Genomic DNA, 18,178 nt, shown 5'->3' with positions numbered 1-18,178 from the left:
CTGTTTGGCAAGTTTTACGGCCCAGCCCCTCTGGCCAGGGCGTTTCCTGACAAAAGGAGCTTTCGCATGAACACCTCATCGGCACACCTGCGGCTGGCCATCTGCCTGATCGGCATCGCGCTCGCGCTATCGGCCTGCTCGCGCCAGACCGCCCAGGAAAAAGGGACGGAGATGGCCACGGAAAAACTCGACATCGCCACCGGCGTCGGCGATGCGCTGCAGAACAAGGGCGCCGCCGCGGGCGAATCGGTGGCCGCCGGGGTCGGCACGGTCATCAAGGGCCTCGAACGGGGCGTGCTGAAGTCGGGCCGCGAGATCGTGGCCGACAAGTCGCTGCAGGCGGCGGGCCTGTCGATCACGCGGGTGCAGGAGGCGGCGCCGGGCGACAAGCCGACGCACGGCTTCGACGCCTACATCATCGCCAGCGCGCCGGCCGCCGGCACGCTGCGGATGCTGGCCTTCGATGCGCTGGGCAAGGAAATCGGGCGCGCCAGCGTCAAGCTCGAGCTTGGTGCGGACGCGTCCAGCTACCTCAGCTTTCCGCTCGCACCGCAGGTCAGCCTGGGGCTGGTAAGCAAGGTGGCGTTCACCTTCCACGCGGCGGGCAAGCCGGGCGCCTAGATCGGCCGGATCCGCGCCAGGTCCGGCCGGGCCACGAATTCGGCCAGCTCGTCGCGCAGACGCTGCCCTTCCCCGATCGCGCGCTGCCAGTTGCGCATGCGCGCATCGTGGTCCAGGCCGTAGAACTTGAAGTCGGCGCGGTCCGGCAGCTTCGCGCGCGGCAGGCTGCGCAGGAAGTCATCCGAAGGTGCGACGATCAGGACGTTGTCGAGCCAGCCGCGGTGGGCGCGCGCGGCGCGGCGCCACGGGAAGCCCTTGTCGAGCCAGCCCGGCACGATGTGCTGGGTGAAGTGCGGATACAGCACCAGGTCGGACCTGGCCGCTCCCGCTGCCCGCGCATACGGCAAGGCCAGGTGGTAGTCGATGATGCCGCCGTCCCAGTAGCTGCCCGGCGGCAGCTCCTGGATCCCCGTTACCGGCTTCATGATGAGCGGCAGGGTCCCCGATGCCAGCAGGCTGGCGGCGAGGTTGTCGCGCGTCAGCGTACCGAAATGGGTGGTGAAGGCGTCGAAGCGCTCGCGCAGCCAGGGCGCCTGGGCGCGCGCGTCGCCGATCACGACCCGCTCCATCATCCGTCCCAGCAGGGCGCGCGAACAGGCATTGTGCAGGGCCGCGGCGGCGAAGCCGCGCAGTTCGGCGCGTGGATGGGGCGGCGCGGCGAGCCCGCCCTTGCCGCGCACCGCCAGCAGGTGCAGGCGGTAATGGGGATGGCCGACGATGTCGTCCTCGTGGCCGCGCACCAGTTCCGCCAGCAGGTGCTGGATCACCTCGTCGATCTCCTGCGGACTCGGCTTGCGGCTGGCATAGCGCTGGCCGGCGTACAGCTCGCCCAGGCGCGCGAAGGCGCGGGCCGGATCGCGCTGGCAGGCAGCGGCCATGCGCCAGGCGCCGATCGAGGAACCGATCAACACCCGCTCGCGCGGCGCGGCGGGCAGCCATTCGCCGAACATCCAGCTGTCGAGGGACTGGAACACCAGCCCCTTGGGGCCGCCGGCGGCGCCGGGGACGACGGCGATGTCCTGCGCACGCAGTCCCTGCGCGCCGATCTGGGCCAGGGCCAGGGGCCCGGCGTGGAATGTGAGTGCCTTCATGGGGCAAAATTATCGCAGGAAGAGCGCCCTTGCGCTGGCGCAAAGCCAGGCCGGCGGCGCTGCCTAACATGGATCGATCCCCGTCGCGGAGACCGCCATGCCGATACGACTTGCGCTGTTCCTGATCCTGCTGCTCGGCTGCGGCCGCCTGGCGGCAAGCGGAGACGGCAGCGGCCGCCCGGCCGCCGTCGAGCGCCACACCCAGCATTTCACGGTCGAGGAGGACGGGTCCTACCGGCTCGACGCCGAACTGGTGAAGACCCTGGCCACGCCGGCCGCGGTAGAGCAGCATGCCGAGCAATACATCGGCTTCAACGCCTCGCTCGATGAGGTGCTGTCGATCGAGGCCTGGACCACCAAGCCGGACGGACGCCGCCTGCCGGTCGGGCCGCAGGGCATCCGCGAGCAGCAGGAAGCGGTCTCCGCCGAGGCGCCGATGTTCCAGGACACGCGCCTGAAAGTCGTCATCTTCCCCGGCGTGGCGGAGGGCGATACCCTCACCCTGCGCTATACCCTGCGGCGCCACACGCCGCTGTTTCCCGGCCAGTTCGAGGACTTCACGGTGGCCCGGCCGGGGCCCCCGCAGGAATACCGGGAATTCCTCCTGACCTACGACCTGCCGCTGTCGATGCCGCTGCAGGCCGACGCCGCCGGCTTCGTGCCCATGCCTTCCACGAGTCCGCCCGGACGCCGCCGCTACGCCTGGCGCCAGGGCGACGGCACGCCCGCGCGCGGCGAGCAGGATGCGGTGAGCTACCTCGACTACGGCCGCCGGCTGGCGGTATCGACCTTCGCCGACTACCCCGCCTTCGCCCGCGCCTACCGGCTGCGCGCCGCGCCGGCCGCCCTGCCCGATGCCGCGATCGCCAGGCTGGCCGCCGACATCACCCGCGGCATCACCGCACCGCGCGCCCGCGCCATCGCGCTGTCGGACTGGGTCCGGCGCAACATCCGCTATGTCGCGGTCTACCTCGGCCCGGGCGGGGTGGTGCCGCACCCGGCCGCGGCGGTGCTGGCGAACCGCTATGGCGACTGCAAGGACCATGCGGTGCTGCTGCAGGCCCTGCTGGCGGCGGCCGGGATGCCGGCCGAAGCGGCATTGGTCAATGGCGACCATGCCTATCGCCTGCCGGCGGTGCCGACGCTGGGCGTGCTGAACCATGTGATCGTCCATGTACCGGAACTGCAACTGTTCCTCGACCCGACCGCGGCCAGCGTCGCCGGCGGCTTCCTGCCCCCTGCCCTGCTGGGCAAGCCGGCGCTGCTGGCCGGCAGCGGCGAATTCGCGCTGACGCCGGCCTATCAGCCGGCGCGCAGCCGCACGCAGACCCGCTTCGACATCGCGCGCGACGGCAGCAGCCGCTTCCAGGTGCGGCGCACCACGGGCGGCGCGCTGGCGGAATCCTACCGCCAGGCGGTGCGCGCCACGCCCCAGGCCGAGCGCGACGGCTTCGTGCGGCGCATGTTGGCCGGGCTCGGACAGCGGGGCGAAGGCCGCTTCGACCCGGGGGAAACGGAACAGCCGCAACAGGATCCGTCTGGCGACCGGTATACGCTGGCCTTCTCGGGCACGACCGATGGCTTCCTGCGCCTGCCGGGACCGGTCGCGCTGGCCACGACCTACAATTTCTGGGGTGGGCTGGGCGACGCCGTGTTCGACCTGGGGCGCGAGCCGGAGCGAAGCCTGGATTTTATTTGCCCCGCCATCGATGCCGAGGACGAATTGCGCTATGCGCTGCCGCCGCGCACGCGGGTGCTGGCGCTGCCGAAGCCGCTCGTGGTCGATGACGGCAGGTTTTACTATCGCTCGCAGTACCTGCGCCAGGGCGACGCGGTGCTGGTGAAGCGGCGCCTGCAGTTCCGGCACACGGGCCCCACCTGCACCCCGGAAGACTACCGCCGGATGCGGCCCGCGCTCGAACGCATGATGCACGACCTGCGCGGGCAGGTGGTGGTGCGGGGACGCTAGGAGCCCCGGCTGACCTTCAGTCCTTCAGGCCGTATGCAGTTGCATCGTCGCCACCTCCATCTTGCCCTCGCAGCATAGCGGGATGATGCGCAGCGCCTTGTCGATCGATTCCTCGATCAGGGTCTGCTCCTCGCGGCGCGGGCGGTGCAGCACGAAATCGGCCACGCCCTGCTGCAGGTTGAGGCTGCGCGGGTGGCCGATACCGATGCGCAGGCGCCAGTAATCCTGGGTGCCGAGGGCGGCGGTGATGTCCTTCAGTCCGTTGTGGCCGCCCGAGGAACCGCCCTTCTTCAGCTTGGCCACGCCCGGCAGCATGTCCAGTTCGTCGTGCACGACCAGTACTTCATCCGGATTGATCTTGTAGAAGCGCGCCAGCGCGCCCACCGACTGGCCGGAGCGGTTCATGTAGGTCAGCGGCTCCAGCAGCCACACTTCGTTGCCGGCGATGCGGGTCTTGGCCACCAGGGCGTTGAAGCGCGACTCGCGCTGCAGGCGGCAGCCCGGCAGCGAATTGGCCAGGTTGTCGACCAGCCAGAAGCCGGCGTTGTGACGGGTTTGTTCATAGTCGGGGCCCGGGTTGCCGAGGCCGACGATCAGGCGGATGGACATGCTGTCTACTTTGATTCTGGGAAAAACAGGATTATCGCTGAAAACCGCAGCGCGCCGGGCGTCCGTAGATACTGTTATGGTCGTCAAGCGCCGTGCAGTACCGGCTTGAACTTTTCGCCGCTTTTCAGCACGCCGAAGGCGACATGCAGCATCTTGCGCATCATGGCTACGATCATTGTCATCGGGTTTTTCCCATTACGGGAGAGTCGTTCAAGGAACTGCCTTCCCCAAGTCGTCCGATACAGCGTGTACATTGCAGGCATGTACATCAGTTTTCGGACGACGCTGTGTCCGAAGCGGGAGATGTGAGGACGACCACGAACGCTGCTGCCCGATTCGTGTTGACGAGGATCGAGGCCGACGTAGGCCGTCACCTGTCGGGCATTCCTGAAGCGCTCTGGCGTAAGTGAAAAGGCTAGCAGCATCGAGATCGTGCGCTCGCCAACGCCTGGAATACTCTCGAGCAGCTCCTTTCGTTGCCTCAAGCCTGGATCGTCATCAATGCTGTTGCGGATTTTCTTGGCCAGATTCTTGATTTCGTTGTCGAGCCATTGGATGTGAGAAGAGATTTCCTCTCGCACCACATCGCGCGCCACTGCAAGCCGATTGCTCTCCTGCTGGCGCATCTCCTGAAGCGCATCAAGACGAAGCACCATTGCCCGTAGCGCCTGCTCCTGAGCCGACGGCGCCTTCCAGGCTTCCGGCTGATTTTCCTTGCAAAACTCTGCAATCAGTTTTGCGTCGACCTTGTCGGTCTTGGTTCGCACGAGACGCGATGCGCCGAACGCCTTGACCTGAACGGGATACACGACTCTGAAGACGTGGCCTTCATAGGCAAGGTCCTCGGCGATGCCTTCCCAATACACACCAGTCGCTTCCATACATGCGCGCAGTTCGGCCACCTGATAGTCCAGGAGCCATCGGTGCAGCGATTCAAACCCGTTCGGGTTATTGTCGAACACCTTGTGTTTATGTTTCCCGTCCGGCTGGCGCAGCGCGCAGTCGAACTTAGCCTTGGCAACGTCAATTCCCAGATACCACACCTGCATTCTTGTCCTCTTCTGATCAACCTTGTGAATACGGGCTCACGGCTTGGCCGGGCCAAAGATACTTGTCCGATCTTCGAACGAGGGTGAGCAGCTGGTGCGAAATCTACAAATCACTGGCTATTTGCCAAAGGGTGGGCTCGGCATCCAGCTGCTCGAACCCGAGGTGCCCCTCGGGTTGAAGTGAGCGGTTGGCTCAGAAGGGATAATACAAGGGTGGGCGGCTCCACCACCTGGTCGATCAGCCCCTGCGCCTGTGCCGCCCACGCGGTCAAGCAGCGCCCGGGCAGACGAGCGGGCAGCATTGCCGTGGTGTGAACGCGTGGGCGGCGCAAGCCCTGCGGACATGCACCGTCAAGGCTGGAGCCGCCCACCCCACAAAAACGCGGCCGCAACAAAAAACCCGCCGGGCAAGGCCACGGCGGGTTTCTGTTTCCGATCAGCCGCCGCAGCGGCTTTCAGAAGGTATTACTCAGCAGCTTCAGCCGATGCCGCGCCACGCGGGATCGAGGTGGTCACCAGGGTCAGGTTCTGGCCGTGGGTCAGCGCGGTCACGCCTTCCGGCAGGGTCAGGTCACCGGTGTGGATCGACTGGCCGGCTTCCAGCTTGCTCAGGTCGACTTCGATGAACTCCGGCAGTTTGCCCGGCAGGCAAGCCACTTCCAGTTCGTTGGCCACGTGCGAGATGACAGCACCGCTCAGCTTGACGGCTGGCGAGATCTCGGCGTTGACGAAGTGCAGGGTGACCTTGGTGTGGATCGGCTTCGAGGTGTCGACGCGCTGGAAGTCAGCGTGCAGGACCAGTTGCTTGTATGCGTGCATCTGGAAGTCACGCAGCAGGACTTGCTGGGTCTTGCCTTCGATTTCGAGGTCCAGGATCGAACCGTGGAAAGCTTCTTTCTTGAGCGCGTGGAACAGCGCGTTGCCGTCCAGGGCGATCAGTTGCGGGGCTTCGGCGCCACCGTAGATGATGCCCGGGGTCTGGCCAGCGTTGCGCAGGCGGCGGCTCGCTCCGGTCCCCTGCTGAGTGCGGTTGAATGCGACTACTTTCATGTGAAACTCCAAAAATAAACGGGCCCGCATGCCGGTGTCGAAACACCGGCCCGGCAACCCAGTGGTGACCGCCCCGCGACCAGGGCAGTCATGAACAAGCGCCGTACAGCGCGCTCAAGATACGGAAAACCCAAGATGTTACAACGGCGCGCCGGCTTCGTCAGCCAGGCGCGCCGCAAAATACGACGATCTGTTGTTTAGTCGACGAACAGCGACATCACCGAGTCGCCCTTCACGATCCGCTTGAAGGTCTCGGCCAGCAGCGGTGCGCAGGTCAGCTGGCGGATCTTGGTGCAGGCGGCACCGGCGGCGCTCAGCGGGATGGTGTCGGTGACGACCAGCTCGTCGAGCGGCGAATTCTGGATACGGTCGATGGCCGGACCCGACAGCACCGGGTGGGTGCAGTAGGCGATGACTTTCTTGGCGCCGCGCTCCTTGAGCACTTCGGCGGCCTTGCACAGGGTGCCCGCGGTGTCGACCATGTCGTCCATGATCACGCAGTTGCGGCCTTCGACCTCACCGATGATGTTCATGACTTCCGACACGTTCGCCTTCGGACGGCGCTTGTCGATGATCGCCAGGTCGCAGCCGAGGCGCTTGGCCAGGGCGCGGGCGCGCACCACGCCGCCGACGTCCGGCGACACGACCAGCAAGTCGTCATAGTTCTTGCGCTGCAGGTCGCCCAGCAGGACCGGCGACGCGTAGATGTTGTCGACCGGAATGTCGAAGAAGCCCTGGATCTGGTCGGCGTGCAGGTCCATGATCAGGACGCGCTCGACGCCGGCTTCTTCCAGCATGTTGGCGACGACCTTGGCCGAGATCGCGACACGCGCCGAACGCGGGCGGCGGTCCTGGCGTGCATAGCCGAAGTAAGGAATGGCGGCGGTAATGCGGCCGGCCGAAGCGCGCTTGAGCGCGTCGACCATCAGCATCAGTTCCATCAGGTTGTCGTTGGTCGGTGCGCAGGTCGACTGCAGGACGAAGACATCCTTGCCGCGCACGTTCTCGTTGATTTCGACCATGACTTCGCCGTCCGAGAATTTCGAAACGACTGCTTTTCCGAGAGGAATGCCGAGGTTCTTAGCGACCCCCTCTGCTAGTGCCGGATTGGCGTTGCCGGTAAAAACCATCAGGTTTTCGTAAGCCATGGAGGGAGTCCCAAGAGATAACGTTGAATCTGGAAAAACAATCAGCCGGACGAACCGGCTGATTAGCTTGTGGATGCAGGCCGAACGCTGCACCGCTTTCTTTCCCGCCGGAGGCATTCACCTCGACAGCCAGGAAAACTTTGGCAGGGGAACAAGGATTCGAACCTTGGAATGCCGGAATCAAAATCCGGTGCCTTAACCAACTTGGCGATTCCCCTACACGACTGAACTGCTTGCCGTTACATTCTGCGTATTTTACCGCTTAACGTCGCGACAGGCAAAATTTTATTCCATAACTGCTTGATTCTGCAAGAGCGATTTCATCGGGTGGCTCTTCAGCGAACGGGCTTTCCACGCTTTCCACGCGCCCGATCCACCGAGTGGTACCTGCGCCAGAACCTGGTCCGCTTCATGTTCGCCGGAGAAGGCACAGAACACACATGCCCCCGAGCCAGTCATCCTGGCATCGCCGTAGCTTCCCAACCATGCCACCGCCTCTGCTACCGGCGGGAACAGGCGCTCAGCCACGTCCTGCAAATCATTTTTCCCGAAGCCTAACTGCTTGCCTGAAGCAACAAGGCTGCTGGAAAAGTCCGCTATTGTAACGGGTGTCGTGTTCCTCGTCAAATCGGGCGCCGAAAAAATCGCGGGGGTCGGTACCGACACGCCCGGCTCGATCACCACATACCAGCAATCCGGGCCCGGCACGGCCTGCAGCGCCTCGCCCACGCCTTCAGCGAAAGCGGTCTCGCCGAACAGGAAGAAGGGAATGTCGGCGCCCAGCGGCAAGCCGAGATCCATCAGCTCCTGCTGCGTCAGGCCGGCCTGCCACAGGTGGTTGGCCGCCATCAGCGCGGTGGCCGCGTCCGAGGAACCGCCACCGAGCCCGCCGCCCAGCGGCAGGACCTTCTCGACGGCGACCTCGATGCCGGGCGGCGAGTGGCCATGGCGGCGCGCATATTCCGCCTGCAGCAGGCGCAGCGCACGCACGATCAAGTCCTGCTCCTCGGGCACGCCGGGCACGTCGGTACTGCGCACGATGCGCTCGTCCGCGCGCAGGTCGAAGTGCAGGACGTCGCCATGGTCGATCAGCTGGAACACGCTCTGCAGCAGGTGGAAGCCATCGGCGCGGCGGCCGACGACGTGCAGGAACAGATTGAGCTTGGCCGGAGCCGGGCAATGGTGCAGCGAACGCATGTGTCTCTCAGCCCTGCCCTGCCGGATTGATCACGATGCGGATTGCCAGGTCCTGGATATCGCCGACCGCGGCGCGGCTGGCGTGGATCACGCGCGGCGCCGGCTGGGCCGCATCCGGGTTCTGCCATTCGACGAAGCGCAGGCGCCAGCCATCCTGCGTCACGACTTCGTTGCGCGCCGGCGAAGCGGCGAAGCGCTGGCCCTGCGCATCCACCGCATAGCCCTGCAGCCAGTCGCGCAGGCCAGCCACCGGCAGCGGCCAGCCGAGCGTGCGCTGGGTGAGCGTGTCGATGTCGGCTTCGGTCACGGGCGCGCGGCCGGCCTGGGTCAGCGTGGCCGACTGCGGCGTGACGGCGATGGTGGCCACCGTCTGCCCCAACGGGTTCGAGAGCGTGACGTCGACGCGGCCCGGCTGCTGCGACCAGTCGAAGCTGCCGTTCAGCGACTCCACGCTGCCGCCCTTCTGGTAATTGACCGACAGCCGGCCGCCCAGGTCGATGCTGTCGCGGTAGGCGCCCACGGTGGCGAGGTTGGTGCTGGTGCTGGCGCAGCCGGCCAGGGTGGCGAAGGCAGCGCAAATCGCGAACAGGGTGAGGCGTCGGGTGATCGGCATGGACGGCGGCGGCATCGGCTTCAGGGGAGGTTTGCGGAAGCTGGATTATTTCACAAGCTCTGGCGCAGGCGCGCCAGCGTGCTGCGCAGCGTGTCGTTCTGCGGATCCTTCGCGCGCGCCTCGCGCCACAATTCCTGCGCCGCGGCCTGCTGCCCTTTCTGGAACAGCACCTCGCCCAGGTGCACCGCGATTTCCGGATCGCGCCGCAGCGCATAGGCATCGCGCAGGTATTTCTCGGCCTCGTCCAGCTTGCCCAGGCGGTACTGCACCCAGCCCATGCTGTCCATGATGAAGGGGTCGCCCGGCGCCATCTCGAGCGCCCTGGTGACCAGCGCAAGGGCTTCTTCCAGGCGCACGTTGCGCTCGGCCAGCGAATAGCCGAGGGCGTTGTAGGCGTGGTGGTTGTCCGGCGCCAGTGTCATCACTTCGCGCAATGCCTTTTCCATCACGTCGACCCGGCCGATCTTCTCGGCCAGCAGCGCGAAGTCGTACAGCAGGTCGGGATTCTTCGGAAAGCGCCGGGCCGCGCTTTCCATCAGCGAATACGCTTCCAGCACGCGGCCGGCATCGCGCAGCAGCTGGACCTCGGCCACCGCCACCTGGGCCTGCTGGGCCGCTTCGGTCGGCTTCAGGCCCGCCAGCAGCTTGCGGCCGCCGGCCAGGTCGCCCTGCTTGCCGAGCAGCTGGGCGCGGCGCAGCTGGGCGCTGAGCAGCAGCTGCGGCTCGGTGCCGGCCGGGACCTTTTCCAGCCAGGCCTGGGCGGCCGGGTAATCGTCGCGCTCTTCCGCGATCTGCGCCAGGATCAGCAGCGCGCGGGTCGGGTCGCGTTCGTCCTCGGGATCGCGCCCGAGCACGGCGACGAAGCGCGTGAAATAGGATTCGGCGGCGGCCATGTCGTTCATCTGGGTGGCCAGCACGCCCAGCGCGTACAGGTTGCCGGCATCCTCCGGACGCGCCTTGAGCAGCGCCTCGAACTGGGCGCGCGCCTGCGGGTAGCGCTTCTGGTTGACCAGCACCCGGGCGTGCGCCGCGCGCACCTCGCGCGCATCCGGGTGGGTCTGCAGGAAACCTTCCAGCATCGGGGCCACCTTGGCGTCGTCGTCCAGCACCTGGGCCAGCATCAGCACCGCGATCTCGGAATCGGGTTTCGCCACCAGCGCGGCATGGGCCGCGCGCTGGGCCGCTTCCTTGTCGCCCCGTCCCAGCGCCGCCTGGGCGCGCACGATGTGGACCTCGAAGCTGCCGTCGTAGGGCGCGATCACGCGCTCGAGCATGGCGGCGGCGGCTTCCTTGTCCTTGGCGCGGCCCAGCATCTGCTGGATCTGGAACAGCAGCACGCCGCGCTTGTCCGGCGCCGACAGGCGCAGGCGCTCGGCGAAGATCGGCTCGGCGTCCGCGATGTTGTCCGAGGTAACCACCAGGCCGACGAAGTACTGGGTCGCCTCGTCCGATTGCGGATCGAGCTCGCGCCACAGGCGCACCGCGGCCAGGGTATCGTCGCCCTGGCGCGCCGCCACTGCCATCTCGGCCGCGCGCCGCGCCAGGCGCGGGTCGCGCGTCTGCTGGGCCAGCGACAGCATGGTCAGGTAGGGCCCCTGCCAGTCGCCCTTGCGAAATGCGAACTCGGCCTTAAGTAACTGGTTCAGCAGGCTGCTGGTCAGCGCCACCTTCGGCAGGCGCGCCTCTTCCTCGGCGTGCGCCTTCGCCTGCTGCGCTTCCTCGCCGGCGTCCTCGCCAGGCTGCTCGTCCTCGTCCTCCGCGGCCGCCTCGGCAGCCAGGGGCGTATCCGACGCGGCCTGGGCGGCGTCGGCGACGGACGCGGGTGGCTTGGGCGCGACAGCGCATGCCGCCAGGAGACTGGAGAGGGTTACAATGGCGAAAGCGTTTTTCAAGGCAAGTCCGGGATTCTGAGATGTTGTCTGATTCTACGCTCAAGCATGCGCCCGCGTGCACTGCAGAATTTACACGAATCCCCTTCCCCATGCCCGAATTGCCAGAAGTAGAAGTCACCCGGCGCGGTGTCGCGCCCCATCTCGAAGGCCGCGTCGTGCAACAGGTGGTCTTGCGCCGCGAAGGCCTGCGCTGGCCTTTCCCGCCCGCCCTGCCGGCGCTGCTGGCCGGGCGCCGCATCCTGGGCACCGGCCGCCGCGGCAAGTACCTGCTGATCGAGTTCGAGCACGGCACCCTGATCGTCCACCTCGGCATGTCCGGCCACCTGCGTGTGCTGCCGCCGGGCGTCGAGCCGCGCAAGCACGACCATGTCGACCTGGTGGTGGCCGGGCCGGACGCGGGCAGCACGCAGGTGCTGCGCCTGCACGACCCGCGCCGCTTTGGCGCCGTGCTCTGGCATGGCCACGAGGAAGGCGCACTGGATGCCCACCTGCTGCTGCGCGGCCTCGGCGTCGAGCCGCTCGGCGAAGGCTTCTCGGGCGAACTGCTGTGGCGCGCCACGCGCAAGCGCAGCGCGCCGATCAAGCAGGTGCTGCTGGCGGGCGACATCGTGGTCGGCGTCGGCAACATCTATGCCTGCGAGAGCCTGTTTCGCGCCGGGATCAATCCGAAGACGGCCGCCTCGCGCATCAGCCGCGCCCGCTACGAGCGCCTGGCCGAGGCGATCAAGGACATCCTGGCCGCCGCCATCGTGCAGGGCGGCAGCACACTGAAGGACTTTATTGCAGTGAATGGTCAATCCGGATATTTCCAGCAAACATATTTCGTCTATGATCGTGCTGGAGTGCCTTGCCGCAACTGTGGAGAGCCGGTCCGCCAGATCAAGCAGGGCCAGCGCTCGACCTTCTACTGCGCGCAGTGCCAACGCTGAACGGGTCCAGGACGATGCAGGATTTTCAACACTATGGTGCATGGCGCGCGGCCGCCGCGAGCGCGCTGCAGGCGTACGGCGCCGCGCTGCGCGAGACCGCGCTGATCGACGGTGCCGGCGCCAGCCAGCTGGAGCAGGCCCTGGCACGGCTGCGCGAGGAGCGCCTGTCGGTGGCCTTCGTGGCCGAGTTCTCGCGTGGTAAATCCGAGCTGATCAACGCGATCTTCTTTGCCGACTATGGCCAGCGCATCCTGCCTTCCAGCGCCGGCCGCACCACGATGTGCCCGACCGAACTGCTGTACGACCCGGCGCTGCCGCCCTGCATCCGCCTGCTGCCGATCGAGACCCGGGTCCAGCACCTGTCCACCAGCGATTTCCGCGCCGACCCCGACAGCTGGACGGTGCTGGAACTCGACCTCGCCGCGCCGGAGCGCATGGGCGAAGCCTTCCGCCAGGTGAGCCAGACGCGCCGGGTGCCGGCCGCCGAGGCCGAAAGCTACGGCCTGTGGGATCCGGAAGACCCGGACGGCGCCCACGGCCTGGGACCGGACGGCACGGTGGAGATTCCGCGCTGGCGCCACGCCATCATCAACCTGCCCCATCCCCTGCTCAAGCAGGGCCTGGTGATCCTCGACACCCCGGGCCTGAACGCGATCGGTACCGAGCCCGAACTCACCCTGAGGCTGATCCCGAACGCGCACGCGGTGCTGTTCGTGCTGGCCGCCGAAACCGGCGTCACCAGGAGCGACATCGAGGTCTGGCGCACCCACATCGGTGGCGGCCCCGGGCGGCTGGCGGTGCTGAACAAGATCGACGCGATGTGGGACGAACTGCGCACCCCCGCCGAGAACGAGGCCGAGATCGCGCGCCAGCAGGACGAGGTGGCGCGGCTGCTGGGCCTGGACGGTGCGCGTGTGTATCCGGTGTCGGCCCAGAAAGCCCTGGTCGGCAAGATCAACGGCGACATGGGCTTGTACGAGAAAAGCCGCCTGGGCGCGCTGGAAGCGGCCCTGTTCCACGACCTGATCCCGGCGCGCCGCGAACTGGTCGCGCGCCAGCTGCGCGCCGACCTGGCCGTGCTGGCCGCCGGCCAGCAGGCCCTGGGCGCGGCGCGCACGCGCGACCTGGTCGAGCAGCTGCAGGAGCTCAAGAGCCTGCGCGGCAAGAACCAGGGCGTGATCGCGCACATGATGCGCCGCATCGAGCTGGAGAAAAAGGAATTCGACGCCAGCCTGTTCAAGCTGCAGGGCACGCGCGCCGTGTTCGCGCGCCTGTCCACCGAGCTGTATTCGACGCTGGGCATGGACGGCGTCGGCGCGCAGACCGAGGCGGTGCGCGCGGCGATGCAGGCGGCGCGCTTCGCGACCGGCATGCGGACCCCGGTGCGCAGCTATTTCGCGGCGATGCGCGCCAACCTCGATGCCTCGTCCGGTAAGGTGGCCGAGATCGGCGCCATGATGGACAGCATGGTGCGCCGGTTCTCGGCCGAACACGGCCTGAGCCTGGCCAGCCCGATGCCGCTTTCGCTGGAACGCTACGGCCGCGAACTGGACGAGGTCGAGGCCCTGTTCCTGAAGCAGTTCGGCACCGCCACCCTGCTCATGAACAGCCGCGCGACGCTGCTGGCGCGCTTCTTCGACTCGATCGCCTCGCGCGTGCGCGACATCTTCCGCGCCGCCAACACCGACGCCGAAGCCTGGCTGAAGACGATCATGGCGCCGCTGGAAACGGCGATCCGCCAGCACCGCGACGGCCTGCGCCAGCGCCAGGCTTCGATCGGCCGCATCTTCGAGGCCACCGACAGCCTGGAACAGAAGATCGCCGCCTTCGAAGCGACCCAGCTGGCGCTGGAAGGCGAACGCGTCCGCCTGGCCGCGCTGGCGGCGCAGGTCGAGGCGGCGCTGGACGCGCCGCTCGACGCCGCTTCCGTCGCCAGCACCGCACAGGAAACCGAACCCGCATGAACCAACTGACCCGATTCGGCCTGGCCGGATCCGAGCAGCTGGCCGATCCCGGCTTCTCGCAAGCCGTGATCGACTGGCAGCGCGTCCACGGGCGCCACAGCCTTCCCTGGCAGAACACCACCGACGCCTACCGCATCTGGCTGTCCGAGATCATGCTGCAGCAGACCCAGGTGGCGGCGGTACTCGGCTACTACGCGCGCTTCCTGGAACGCTTTCCCACCGTGCAGGCACTGGCCGAGGCACCGGGCGAGGACGTGATGGCGCACTGGAGCGGCCTGGGCTACTACACCCGCGCGCGCAACCTGCACGCCTGTGCCAAGCGCGTGGTGCAGGACTACGGCGGCGTGTTCCCGAGCGACCCGGCGCTGCTGGCCGGGCTGCCGGGCATCGGACGCTCGACGGCGGCCGCGATCGCCGCCTTTTCCAGCGGGGTGCGCGCCGCGATCCTGGACGGCAACGTCAAGCGCGTGTTCGCGCGGGTGTTCGGCATCGACCAGTATCCGGGCGAGAAGCGGGTCGAGGATGGATTGTGGCGGCGCGCCGACGCGCTACTCCCGGAGCGCGGCATGCAAGCCTATACGCAGGGCCTGATGGACCTGGGCGCCACCCTGTGCACCCGCAGCCGCCCCGATTGCGTCCGCTGCCCGCTGCAGGCGCGCTGCGTCGCCTACGCCACCGGCCGCACGGCCGAGCTCCCGGTGCGCAAGCCGAAAAAGACCACGCCCGAGAAACGCGCCGCGCTGCTGGTCGTGATCGACCGCGGCCAGGTGCTGCTCGAACAGCGGCCCGCCAGCGGCATCTGGGGCGGCCTGCTGTCGCTGCCGGAGGTCGACGGCCATCTCGGCGCGGAGCTGGAGGCGGTGTCCGCGCCCGAGGTGCTGGCGGCGGCGGGCGCCTACGGGACCGTGGAAGAGCTGCAGGCGCTGCGCCCGCTGGTGCACGTGTTCACGCACTACAAGCTGCACATCCACCCCTGGCAGGTGACGCTGGCGCGGCGCGGCGGCGCGGGCGGCAGGCACCTGTGGTGGGACCTGCACACGATCGGGGCGGCGCCGCTGCCGGCACCGGTCAAGAAGCTGCTGCAGGAACTGGCAACGCCCGGCCTGTTCAGTTAAGTAGGGTGGGCGGCTCCCCTCATCATGTTGCCAAACCGCGCCGTCAGCGCCGCCCACGCGTTCACATCACGCCAACGCCACCCGCGCGCCCGCCTCAGAAATGGTCGAGCGAGAAGATGCGCCGGTGCTCCCGGATCGCATAGCGGTCGGTCATCCCGGCGATGTAATCCGCGATCTTGCGTGCCTGGCGCAACGGGTCGCCCTCGACCTGGTAGTCGTTCGGCAGCAGCACCGGATCGGCCAGGAAGGCGTCGAACAGCTCGCGCACGATGCGGCTGGCCTTGACCCGCATCCGGTTCACCTGGAAGTGGCGGTACAGGTTGGCATACAGGAAGCGCTTCAGGGCGGTGGTCTCGGCCCGCATCTGCGGCGAGAAGCGGATCAGGGGCTGCGAGGCGCGCACGTCCTCGATGCTCTGCGGCGCCGCCTCCAGCAGCAGCGCGCGCGAGGTCTCGACCAGGTCGGCCGTCATCGCCGTGATCATCAGGCGGATCGTCTCGTACAGCGCGCGCCGGCCCGGCAGCCCCGGGTACTGGGTTTCCACCGTATGCCGGTGGCGCGCGAACAGTTCCACTTCCTCCATCTGCGCCATGGTGAGCAGGCCGGAACGCAGGCCGTCGTCGATGTCGTGGTTGTTGTACGCGATCTCGTCGGCCAGGTTGGTCAGCTGCGCTTCCAGGCTGGGCTGGCTGCGCTCCATGAAGCGCCGTCCCAGCTCGCCCAGCTGGCGCGCATTGGCCAGCGAGCAGTGCTTGAGGATGCCTTCGCGCGTCTCGAAAGTCAGGTTCAGTCCATCGAAGGCGCCGTAGTGCTCTTCCAGCTCGTCCACCACGCGCAGGCTCTGCAGGTTGTGCTCGAAGCCGCCATAGTCGCTCATGCATTCGTTGAGCACGTCCTGGCCCACGTGGCCGAAAGGCGTGTGCCCGAGGTCGTGCGCCAGCGCGGTGGCCTCGACCAGGTCTTCGTTCAGGCGCAGGCTGCGCGCCAGCGTGCGGCCGATCTGCGCCATCTCGATCGAATGCGTGAGGCGGGTGCGGAACAGGTCGCCCTCGTGGTTCAGGAAGACCTGGGTCTTGTATTCCAGGCGGCGAAAGGCCGTGGAGTGGATGATGCGGTCGCGGTCGCGCTGGAACTCGCTGCGCGAGCCGGCCGGCGGCTCGATGTGCATGCGGCCGTGCGACTTCGACGAGTGCGCGGCGTAGGGGGCCAGGTGGGCATCGAAATCCAGCGCGAAGTCCATCGTCACTCCTTGTTCGGGGCCACACAGGCGGCCAGGGTCTCCTTCAGGATCTCCGGCGGCACCGTCGTGATCGCCGGGCTGCCGAGGGGCTTGAGCAGGATGAACTTGATTTCCCCGCCCTCGTTCTTCTTGTCCACCGCCATCAGCTCGATCCAGCGCTCCAGGCCGAGGTCGGGCGCGGCGACCGGCAGGCCGGCGGCCGCCACCAGGGCGCGCACCCGCTCGACGGTGGCCGCGTCGACCAGGCCCAGGCGGGCCGACAGGTCGGCCGCCATCACCATGCCGCAGCCGACCGCCTCGCCGTGCAGCCAGGTGCCGAAGCCCAGGCCGGCCTCGATCGCGTGGCCGAAGGTATGGCCGAAATTCAGCACGGCGCGCAGGCCGCCTTCGCGCTCGTCCTTGCGCACCACCTCGGCCTTGATCTCGCACGAGCGCGCGATCGCGTAGGCCATCGCCTCCGGCTCGCGCGACACCAAGCGGGCGATGTTGGCCTCGATCCAGTCGAAATAGGCGGCATCCAGGATGGCGCCATGCTTGATCACCTCGGCCAGGCCGGCGGCCAGCTCGCGCGGCGGCAGGCTGTCGAGGGTGGCGGTGTCGGCGATCACGGCGCGCGGCTGGTAGAAGGCGCCGATCATGTTCTTGCCCAGCGGGTGGTTGATGCCGGTCTTGCCGCCCACCGAGGAATCGACCTGGGACAGCAGCGTGGTCGGCACCTGCACGAAGGGCACGCCGCGCATGTAGCTGCTGGCGGCGAAGCCGGCCAGGTCGCCGATCACGCCGCCGCCCAGGGCCACGATGGTGGTCTTGCGGTCGCACTTGTTGGCAAGCAGCGCGTCGAACACCAAGTTGAGCGACGCCCAGTGCTTGTGCTCCTCGCCGTCCGGCAGGACGATCTCGACCACGTCGTGGCCCCCGGCGCGCAGCGCGCCGGCCACCTTGCCGAGGTAGAGCGGCGCCACGGTGGTGTTGGTGACGATGGCGGCCTTGCCGCCGTCGATGTGGCGCCCGAGCAGCGCGGCGTCGTCGAGCAGGCCGCGCCCGATGCTGATCGGGTAGCTGCGTTCGCCCAGTTCGACGTTGAGGATGGTGGGTGCTGCCTGGTTCGTTGCGTTCATCGGATCGCTTGCCAGCCGCTGCGAGTGGGAGGCAACATGCGCCGCCTCCCCTGCCGCCAGCTGGTCGAGTATGGTCTGTACCATCGATTGTACGTTAGGTCGGCCGGTATCGATGACCAGGTCCGCAATCTCGCGGTACAGCGGGTCGCGCTCGGCCAGCAGCTGTTCCAGCTTGGCGCGCGGGTCGGCGGTCTGCAGCAGCGGACGGTTCTTGTCGTGCGAGGTGCGCTGCAGGATGCTGCCGATCGCCGCGCGCAGGTAGATCACGGTGCCGCGCTCGGCCAGCAGCGCGCGGCTGGCCGGATTCAACACGGCGCCGCCACCGGTGGCCAGCACCAGGCCCTGCTGGGCCGTCAGGATGCGGATCATGTCCGCTTCGCGCCGGCGAAAACTGGCCTCGCCCTCGATCTCGAAGATCCAGGGTATCGAAGCCCCGGTGCGCGCTTCGATCTCGTGGTCGGAATCGACGAAGCGCATGCCGAGCCGGCGCGCCAGCTGGCGCCCGATGGTGGTCTTGCCCGCTCCCATCAGGCCGACCAGGAAAAGGTTGTTGTTCTTGGGATGAGGCACTGC

General features: G+C 67.6%; 15 protein-coding genes and 1 tRNA gene. 5 read left to right on the top strand and 11 right to left on the bottom strand.

The window, feature by feature from the left end:
• The first annotated feature begins 66 nt into the window (after positions 1-66).
• A complete protein-coding gene (locus tag LCI23_RS12800) occupies positions 67-621 on the top strand; it encodes a hypothetical protein (RefSeq protein WP_224946834.1) in 555 nt (184 codons plus the stop codon).
• Here LCI23_RS12800 and LCI23_RS12795 read toward each other — a convergent pair.
• Complete coding sequence (locus tag LCI23_RS12795; RefSeq protein WP_224946833.1) at positions 618-1,712, bottom strand: patatin-like phospholipase family protein; 1,095 nt, start codon at positions 1,710-1,712, stop codon at positions 618-620. The two genes, LCI23_RS12800 and LCI23_RS12795, sit on opposite strands and share 4 nt — an antisense overlap.
• A gap of 97 nt (positions 1,713-1,809) precedes the next feature.
• Between LCI23_RS12795 and LCI23_RS12790 the strand changes: the two genes are divergently transcribed.
• A complete protein-coding gene (locus LCI23_RS12790; RefSeq protein WP_224946832.1) occupies positions 1,810-3,681 on the top strand; it encodes a DUF3857 and transglutaminase domain-containing protein in 1,872 nt (623 codons plus the stop codon).
• A gap of 24 nt (positions 3,682-3,705) precedes the next feature.
• Here LCI23_RS12790 and pth read toward each other — a convergent pair whose 3' ends face one another.
• From pth to LCI23_RS12750, 8 genes are all read right to left on the bottom strand, one after another.
• Positions 3,706-4,290 carry an aminoacyl-tRNA hydrolase gene (gene pth / locus LCI23_RS12785; RefSeq protein ID WP_224946831.1) on the bottom strand — a complete coding sequence of 195 codons (585 nt, stop codon included), beginning with the start codon at positions 4,288-4,290 and terminating at the stop codon, positions 3,706-3,708.
• Between the two features lie 83 nt (positions 4,291-4,373).
• Entirely contained in the window at positions 4,374-5,339 is a 966-nt protein-coding gene (locus LCI23_RS12780; protein ID WP_224946830.1) for an IS110 family transposase, read from the bottom strand.
• Between the two features lie 465 nt (positions 5,340-5,804).
• The gene (locus LCI23_RS12775) at positions 5,805-6,389 is read right to left on the bottom strand and encodes a 50S ribosomal protein L25/general stress protein Ctc (protein WP_224946829.1); all 585 of its coding nucleotides are present in this window, start codon (positions 6,387-6,389) and stop codon (positions 5,805-5,807) included.
• A 197-nt stretch (positions 6,390-6,586) separates the two neighbouring features.
• The gene (locus tag LCI23_RS12770; RefSeq protein WP_224946828.1) at positions 6,587-7,537 is read right to left on the bottom strand and encodes a ribose-phosphate pyrophosphokinase; all 951 of its coding nucleotides are present in this window, start codon (positions 7,535-7,537) and stop codon (positions 6,587-6,589) included.
• 141 nt (positions 7,538-7,678) lie between these two features.
• Positions 7,679-7,755 (bottom strand) — tRNA-Gln (locus LCI23_RS12765).
• A 67-nt stretch (positions 7,756-7,822) separates the two neighbouring features.
• A complete protein-coding gene (gene ispE, locus LCI23_RS12760; RefSeq protein ID WP_224946827.1) occupies positions 7,823-8,734 on the bottom strand; it encodes a 4-(cytidine 5'-diphospho)-2-C-methyl-D-erythritol kinase in 912 nt (303 codons plus the stop codon).
• 7 nt (positions 8,735-8,741) lie between these two features.
• Positions 8,742-9,347, bottom strand: coding sequence for an outer membrane lipoprotein LolB (locus tag LCI23_RS12755; RefSeq protein WP_224946826.1), 606 nt, complete (start codon positions 9,345-9,347; stop codon positions 8,742-8,744).
• A gap of 50 nt (positions 9,348-9,397) precedes the next feature.
• The gene (locus LCI23_RS12750) at positions 9,398-11,239 is read right to left on the bottom strand and encodes a tetratricopeptide repeat protein (RefSeq protein ID WP_224946825.1); all 1,842 of its coding nucleotides are present in this window, start codon (positions 11,237-11,239) and stop codon (positions 9,398-9,400) included.
• 89 nt (positions 11,240-11,328) lie between these two features.
• On the opposite strand from LCI23_RS12750, the gene mutM reads away from it, so the two are divergent.
• Genes mutM through mutY form a run of 3 tightly spaced genes read left to right on the top strand, consistent with a single transcriptional unit; the run spans position 11,329 to position 15,247 of the window.
• Complete coding sequence (mutM, locus tag LCI23_RS12745) at positions 11,329-12,168, top strand: bifunctional DNA-formamidopyrimidine glycosylase/DNA-(apurinic or apyrimidinic site) lyase (protein ID WP_224946824.1); 840 nt, start codon at positions 11,329-11,331, stop codon at positions 12,166-12,168.
• Between the two features lie 14 nt (positions 12,169-12,182).
• Complete coding sequence (locus LCI23_RS12740; protein WP_224946823.1) at positions 12,183-14,132, top strand: dynamin family protein; 1,950 nt, start codon at positions 12,183-12,185, stop codon at positions 14,130-14,132.
• Positions 14,129-15,247 carry an A/G-specific adenine glycosylase gene (gene mutY, locus LCI23_RS12735; protein ID WP_224946822.1) on the top strand — a complete coding sequence of 373 codons (1,119 nt, stop codon included), beginning with the start codon at positions 14,129-14,131 and terminating at the stop codon, positions 15,245-15,247. The genes LCI23_RS12740 and mutY overlap by 4 nt, the downstream gene beginning before the upstream one ends.
• Before the next feature lie 94 nt (positions 15,248-15,341).
• Here the strand turns inward: mutY and LCI23_RS12730 are convergent, their stop codons facing one another.
• Together LCI23_RS12730 and aroKB are read right to left on the bottom strand one after the other, a co-directional pair.
• Entirely contained in the window at positions 15,342-16,487 is a 1,146-nt protein-coding gene (locus LCI23_RS12730) for a deoxyguanosinetriphosphate triphosphohydrolase (RefSeq protein ID WP_224946821.1), read from the bottom strand.
• Positions 16,488-16,489: 2 nt separating this feature from the next.
• Positions 16,490-18,133: a bifunctional shikimate kinase/3-dehydroquinate synthase AroKB gene (aroKB, locus tag LCI23_RS12725; protein WP_235584435.1), complete on the bottom strand. Its 1,644-nt coding sequence runs from the start codon at positions 18,131-18,133 to the stop codon at positions 16,490-16,492.
• Positions 18,134-18,178: the final 45 nt, after the last annotated feature.

The sequence above is a fragment of the Massilia sp. MS-15 genome (assembly GCF_020176695.1).
In the GTDB taxonomy this organism is placed as follows: domain Bacteria; phylum Pseudomonadota; class Gammaproteobacteria; order Burkholderiales; family Burkholderiaceae_D; genus Telluria; species Telluria hydrophila.
The sequence above is the reverse complement of the archived record's forward strand: the minus strand, read 5'-3'. Positions and strand labels throughout refer to the sequence as shown.